Origin of the sequence: Pseudochrobactrum sp. AO18b (genome assembly GCF_000409565.1) — a bacterium.
Lineage (GTDB): Bacteria > Pseudomonadota > Alphaproteobacteria > Rhizobiales > Rhizobiaceae > Pseudochrobactrum > Pseudochrobactrum saccharolyticum.
On sequence record NZ_ANNO01000249.1, the window covers coordinates 1 to 5,891 of the forward strand.

Consider the following 5,891-nt stretch of genomic DNA (forward strand, 5'->3'; position numbering starts at 1 on the left):
CTGAAGTGCTTTATGCAGAAGCTTTTGACGGGAAACGTGTGACATTGCTGTTTTCATCAATGTCATTTGTCAGGTCTGCTTCTTCGGCCATCAGGCCGCCTGCACGCAGCAGAGAGGCGAAACGACCGCCTTTGGCTGCCAGCTCATTGAAGCTGCCACTTTCAATGATGTGGCCTTTATCAAGGAACAGCACAAGATCGGCATTGCGTACAGTCGAGAGACGGTGCGCGATGATGAAGGTTGTGCGGTCAGAGCTCAGATCATCAATTGCCTGTTTGACCATGCCTTCGGTTTCCACGTCGAGAGCAGAAGTAGCCTCATCAAGCACCAGAATTGGTGCATCTTTGAGGATAGCACGGGCAATCGCCAGACGCTGACGTTCACCACCGGAAAGCTGCGAGCCGCGCTCACCGGCAACCGTGTCATAGCCTTCGCTTTTTGCGAGAATGAATTCGTGGGCAGCAGCGGCTTTAGCAGCGGCATGCACTTCTTCATTGGTCGCACCTTCCGCACCGATACGGATATTATCCTCAATCGAGCGGTTGAACATACCGGCATCCTGAAACACGGTTGCCATAGCTTTGCGCAGCGATGAACGGCTGACATTGCGGGTATCTGTGCCGTCAATGCTGATATGACCGGCCACAGGATCATAAACACGCTGCAGCAGATTAATCAGTGTAGTTTTACCCGCACCTGTCGGGCCGACAATCGCCACGGTCTGACCAGCTTTGGCGGTAAAAGAAATGTCATAGACGCCCTGACCGGAATTGCGGAATTCATAGGTCACTTTGTCGAAGACAACTTCACCCTGCACATTTTTCAGATCATTGGCAGCTTGCGGTTCTTCATGCACAGCCACAGCATCTTCCATCGCGAAGAATTCTTCGAGTTTTGCGCGTGAAGAGGCGGTCTGGTTGATGAAGTTGCTGATCTGGTCGAGACGGCCGATCATCAGCTGGGCAAAACCGATAAAGGTAATCACTTCACCGACGCGCAGCTGGCCTTTCGATACCAGATAAGCACCGATCAGCAGCACGATCACCATGGAAATGGTGGAAGCCATACGGTTCAGACCGCTGGCCAGTGCCCACCAGTTCAGCACCGGACGCTGTGTTTTTTCCAGAGTTGCTGCATAATCGCGCAGGGCAGAGGCTTCCGCATTGATGCGGTTATAGCTCTGCAACACGGAAATGTTGCTGATTGTATCGCTGATATGCTCAAAGACTTTGTGGTGGTGGCGCTCAACCGCAGCTTGACCGTCTTTGGTTTTCTGAATAACCAGCTGGCCGATCATTACATAAATCGCACCGAGTACCATCAGCACCAGTGTCAGGCGCGCATCCATGCTGAGCGCGGTCGGGATCAGTACAGCCAGCGCCACAATGGTAGTGAGGTGGTTGCGCATGAATTCCAGCCACAGCGTGAACAGCGTGTCGGTTGCACGGATCAGCGTGTGCAATGCATTGGAGGTGCCGCGCTGCTGATGCCATGCCAGCGGCATGGTGATGATGCCTTCGTAAGATTTGGTCAGGACGCCGAGACGGCGCTTATGCGCCAGCCGGTCAGCGCCGCGTGCAACCAGTACCACGGCGATAATGTTGAACACACCGAGACCTGCCCACAGAGCGAGGGTCGGGATAATCACGGTCTTTTGCGAAATCGCATCAATGACCCGACCGAACAGCACAGGTTCAAAAATGGTGATCACGCCAAGCGCAATATTCGCCAGCACGATAAGCGCTGTCGCTGTTCTCTCGGCTGAGAGATATTGCAGGGATCTCCAGTAAACGCGCACAATAGACACGGGCCACTCCGGTATAATGTCTGACCGAATTATATCCGCCAGTCAGATTGCGGTCAGAAAAACAAATGTTTAGCGGCAGCGGGAACATGATCCTGATTGCCTGAAACTGCAATGGAAATTGGTGTTCATAAGTGGCAATTTAAGTGCGAAACCGACCATAAATTACAACGGATTGTAACCTGCTGTGATAGTTTTATGTAACGTGCTGAAAATGCATGATTTTATAGAGTGTTCAGAAAGTTTAATGGATTTAAATATTCGGTGAGAATCCGGTGCCAGAGAGCTTATTCTTAAGTGTTTTTGCGCTTTACGGTTACAGACGGGGGCAGGTCGCCTTTAAGCATGAGTCCGTGCAGAAAACATGTTCTGAACAGTTCCTGTGTCATCTAATGTTTCCATTTGGCTGCGAAATGCTCTAGGAGCATATTTCAGAGTATATTGGCTGCACGGAAGACATTGCATTTGTCGCCGTGATTGTGCCCCGAATTTTAGCGGAATAAACAGAATATGGCTGGCGTAGAACTTAAAACTGTAGATGCAGACGAAACAGGCATGCGCCTTGATCGCTGGTTCAAAGTGCATTTTCCGGGCTTGGGCTTCGGGCATTTGCAAAAGCTGCTGCGCTCCGGCCAGATCCGTGTGGATGGCGGGCGGGTGAAAGCTGACAGCCGTTTGCAGGCAGGGCAGTCCGTGCGTGTTCCGCCGCTGGGTCTCGATGAAAAAGAAGATAATACACCGCTGACCGGCAAGACCATCCGCAATCAGGGTGATGGCGATGTTCTCAAGAAAATGCTGATTTTTGAGAATGAGAAGGTTTATGTGTTCAATAAACCATCCGGTCTGGCCGTGCAGGGCGGTTCCGGTGTGGTGCGCAGTGTCGATTCGATGCTGGAAGCATGGCGCAATAAAAAAGGCGAAAAGCCGCGTCTGGTACACCGTCTTGACCGCGATACATCCGGTGTTCTGGTCGTGGCGAAAACCCGTGGTGCCGCGCAGGCGCTGACCAAGGCTTTCCGTGAGCGCGACACCAAGAAAACCTATTGGGCTCTGGTGAAGGGGGTACCGCGCAAGCGCGAGAACAAAATCTCCACATGGCTGGTAAAAGACAGCACACCGGATGGCGACCGTATGCGCGTTTGCCAGCACGGTGAACCGGATTCCGATCACGCTGTATCGTTCTACCGCGTGTTGGAAACAGCCGGTCAGAACCTGTCCTGGCTGGAAATGGAGCCTTATACCGGCCGTACCCACCAGTTGCGCGTACATGCGCAGTATCTTGGTCATCCGATTATCGGCGATCCGAAATATTTTGAAGCCGATATCAACTGGGATTTCCCGGGCGGTGTGCAGAACCGCCTGCATCTTCATGCGCGCCGTATCCGCATTCCTAATCCGGGTGGCGGTATGATTGATGTTTCTGCGCCTTTGCCGCCGCATATGGTGCAGTCATGGAACCTGCTTGGTTTCGATGCGGATGCGGAACAGGACTGATAGTTGATTGTATGTTCCGCCGCATAACAGGCCGGAATGTGTTCGAAGCGGGGATGAAATGGGCAGGGCAGCAGGGAGCGCGGCGTCGGCAACAGGACGGCTGGTGACAGGTTATGAGCGCCGCGCGACGATAGATACAATGGGCGTGGCGCTGATGCTGTTTATCTGCGTCAGCTGGGGGATGAATCAGGTTGCCATCAAAATCGGCAATCAGGGTTTCAATCCGATGTATATGGCGGCTGCGCGCTCTTTCGTTGGCGGCTTTCTCGTTTTTCTCTGGTGCCGTTTTCGCGGTATTGCCCTGTTTGAAAAAGACAAAACGCTTATTCCCGGTCTGGTGATCGGGCTGCTGTTCGGTCTGGAATTTGTTCTGATTTTTGCGGGGCTGGATTTTACCAGTGCCGGACGCTCCACGCTGATGATGAATACTATGCCGTTCTGGGTGGCAATAGGTGCGCATTTTCTGCTGGGCGAGCGGATGCGGATACTCACCGTCGTCGGAATGATTGTTGCATTCGGCGGTGTGGTGCTGGTTCTCTCGGATGAATTGTCGATGCCCGGCGAGAATGCGATTTACGGCGATATTCTCTGTCTGATCTCTAGCGTGTTCTGGGCGGCGACGACACTGGTTATCAAGAAGACGCCGCTGAGCGACGCTGCACCGGAAAAAACTTTGCTCTATCAGTTACTTATTGCGGCGATTGTACCTTTACCTTTTGCGCCGATGCTGGGGGATGCGGTTCGTGATCCGACTATGCTGACCTATGCGGCTTTTGTGTTTCAGTCGGCCTTTATTGTCGCTTTTACCTATCCGTTGTGGTTCTGGATGATCCGCCGTTATCCTGCTTCAGCCCTGTCGAATTTCGCATTGCTGATCCCTGCCTTCGGGGTGATGCTGAGCGGACTGGTGCTGGGTGAGCCTATGAGCTGGAAGCTATTTGCAGCGCTTGGCCTGATCGCAGGCGGATTATTCATTGCAAATTATGCGCAGCGTATTGCTGTGCGCAAAGCAGCGCAGCAATTTGATACTGACTTGGCAAAAACTATGCAGGAAAAAGCCTCACTATGAAACTGGTGCTGTTTGATTGTGACGGAACGCTGGTGAATAGCGGCGGTGTTATTCATCGCTGTATGGCCGAGACCTTTGCGAGTGCAGGTCTGCGCGTTCCTGAGCTAAGCGAGACACAGGAAATTATCGGCCTGACGCTCAATCTGGCGATTTCGCAGATTTCCGGTATTCCTATGGGGGCTGAGGTTGAGAACCTGACAGAGCAATATAAGCAGCAATTTCGTAAAATCCGGCTGGAGCATGATTTTGACGAGCCGCTTTATGACGGTATTACCGAATTGATTGATGCTCTGGCGCAGCAGGATGATATTCTGTTGGGCATGGTGACAGGAAAATCCCGCCGTGGCGTGATATCGGTAATGGAACGCCATGGTTTCGACCGGAATTTTCTTGTATCCCGCTGTGCAGATGATTGTCCGTCCAAGCCGCATCCGGCAATGGTGCTGGAATGTTGCCATGAGACGGGTTGCGATGTGTCGCAGACCTTTGTAATCGGTGATACGACTTACGATATGATGATGGCAGGCAGTGCCGGAGCCACAGCAATCGGTGTAAACTGGGGCTATCATAAGCCGGACAGATTAAGTGAAGCGGGTGCAGCAACTATATTGCATCATCCGTCGGATTTGTTGGGTCAGCTTGCCCGCTGATGGCGTGGTGAGATTTTGAACCGAAATATTTAGGAAATAAAATGCGCAATATTCTTGAAGATATCGAACAGGCACGGCTCGATCATGAGGCGATGCTGTCTGATCCTGATCCGGTTATCCGCGCACAAAAGCAGATGCTGACGCCATTGCCGAAGCGTTTCTATAAAGACGTGACTGTCGGTGCCTATGAAGCTGGTGGTTTTGCCATATTGCTGGATGGCAAGCTGGTTAATACGCCGCTGCGAAACAAGCTGGTTCTGCCAACGGAAGCCGCTGCGCAGATCGTGGCAGACGAATTTGCCCGTCAGGATACGCATATTAATCCGGCAGATATGCCGGCAACCCGTCTGGTCAATACGGCGATTGATGGTGTTGCTGCGGAAACGCAGGCGGTGCTGGAAGAAATTTTGCGCTTCGCCGGTACTGATCTGCTGTGCTATCGCGCAGACAGCCCGAAAGAGCTGGTTGACCGCCAGCGTGAACATTGGGACCCGCTGCTTGATTGGGCCGCGACACTCGGTGCGAATTTCGAGGTTACAGAAGGCCTGATGCATGTGGCGCAGCCGCGTGAAGCGCTGGCTGCTTTCGGTGCACATCTGCGTATGGTTTCAGATCCTGTTGCACTGGCTGCTCTGCATGTGATGACCACACTTTGCGGCTCGGCAATCACCGGTCTGGCATTGTTTAAAGGTGCCATTGATGTGGATTCGGCATGGAAAGTCGCTCATGTCGATGAAGACTGGACGATTGAACAATGGGGTGAGGATGAAGAGGCGCAGGCGCGCCGTGCATGGCGGGAGCGGGAAATCCGTGCAGCTGATGCGCTGGTACGTGCACTCTAATCAACGCTGAAATTGATATAAATTTAAGCCGC

Annotated in this window: 4 protein-coding genes and 1 pseudogene; 4 read left to right on the forward strand and 1 reads right to left on the reverse strand. The window is 52.6% G+C overall.

All coding sequences use genetic code 11. The features are described from left to right. Positions 1 to 10: 10 nt before the first annotated feature. Positions 11 to 1,807, reverse strand: a complete 1,797-nt coding sequence (locus tag A918_RS0110215) for a glucan ABC transporter ATP-binding protein/ permease (protein ID WP_022710967.1) — start codon at positions 1,805 to 1,807, stop codon at positions 11 to 13. 507 nt (positions 1,808 to 2,314) lie between these two features. On the opposite strand from A918_RS0110215, the gene A918_RS0110220 reads away from it, so the two are divergent. The 4 genes and pseudogenes from A918_RS0110220 (at position 2,315) to A918_RS0110240 (ending at position 5,859) form a co-directional block, all read left to right on the forward strand. After that, positions 2,315 to 3,298: an RluA family pseudouridine synthase gene (locus A918_RS0110220; protein WP_022710968.1), complete on the forward strand. Its 984-nt coding sequence runs from the start codon at positions 2,315 to 2,317 to the stop codon at positions 3,296 to 3,298. Positions 3,299 to 3,437: 139 nt separating this feature from the next. Further along, positions 3,438 to 4,298 (forward strand): annotated as a pseudogene (locus tag A918_RS20110) (DMT family transporter); the annotation flags it as partial. Positions 4,299 to 4,363: 65 nt separating this feature from the next. Next, positions 4,364 to 5,017, forward strand: a complete 654-nt coding sequence (locus A918_RS0110235) for an HAD-IA family hydrolase (protein WP_022710971.1) — start codon at positions 4,364 to 4,366, stop codon at positions 5,015 to 5,017. A 41-nt stretch (positions 5,018 to 5,058) separates the two neighbouring features. Beyond that, positions 5,059 to 5,859: an ATP12 family chaperone protein gene (locus A918_RS0110240; RefSeq protein WP_022710972.1), complete on the forward strand. Its 801-nt coding sequence runs from the start codon at positions 5,059 to 5,061 to the stop codon at positions 5,857 to 5,859. Positions 5,860 to 5,891: the final 32 nt, after the last annotated feature.